General features: G+C 49.7%; 2 pseudogenes. One reads left to right on the top strand and one right to left on the bottom strand.

The features are described 5' to 3' along the window. Positions 1 to 97: pseudogene (locus BHE85_RS17655) on the top strand (transposase); the annotation flags it as partial. 248 nt (positions 98 to 345) lie between these two features. Here BHE85_RS17655 and BHE85_RS17650 read toward each other — a convergent pair. After that, positions 346 to 678: pseudogene (locus BHE85_RS17650) on the bottom strand (IS1-like element IS1X2 family transposase); the annotation flags it as partial.

Here is a 678-nt window from a genome sequence, read left to right as displayed (position 1 = left end):
CAAAGGCGTTTTGTGGAGTCCTGGCTATTTTGCCAGTAGCTGCGGAGGTGCGCCAATATCCGTCATCCGCCAATACATTGAACAACAGCAAACACCTGGTTAGGTGGAAAACCACGCCTTATATCCCTGCCCTGAAGGACGGGGTTTTACGGCGCACCGGATAAGCCTGGAGATTATCTACACCAGCATGGACATCATTGTACTATGCCCCGTACATGCCCCATCACATCCTCAACATCAAAGTATTAGAGCCTTGCAAACCATTATGCGTCTCAGTTTGTCTCATCTATCTTACGCAAAAAAAAATAGAACTAATATCAAGCGGCGCTAGGTAATGACTCCAACTTACTGATAGTGTTTTATGTTCAGATAATGCCCGATGACCTTGTCATGCAGCTCCACCGATTTTGAGAACGACAGTGACTTCCGTCCCAGCCTTGCCAGATGTTGTCTCAGATTCAGATTATGTCGCTCAATGCGCTGAGTGTAACGCTTGCTGATAACGTGCAGCTTTCCCTTCAGGCGTGATTCATACAGCGGCCAGCCATCCGTCATCCATACCACGACCTCAAAGGCCGACAGCAGGCTCAGAAGACGCTCCAGTGTGGCCAGAGTGCGTTCACCGAAGACGTGCGCCACAACCGTCCTCCGTATCCTGTCATACGCGTAAAACAGCCA

The sequence above is a fragment of the Shigella sp. FC1567 genome (assembly GCF_001743015.1).
Classification (GTDB): Bacteria; Pseudomonadota; Gammaproteobacteria; order Enterobacterales; family Enterobacteriaceae; genus Escherichia; species Escherichia coli.
Note: the sequence above shows the minus strand (reverse complement) of the source record. Positions and strands in the feature narration are given on the sequence as shown.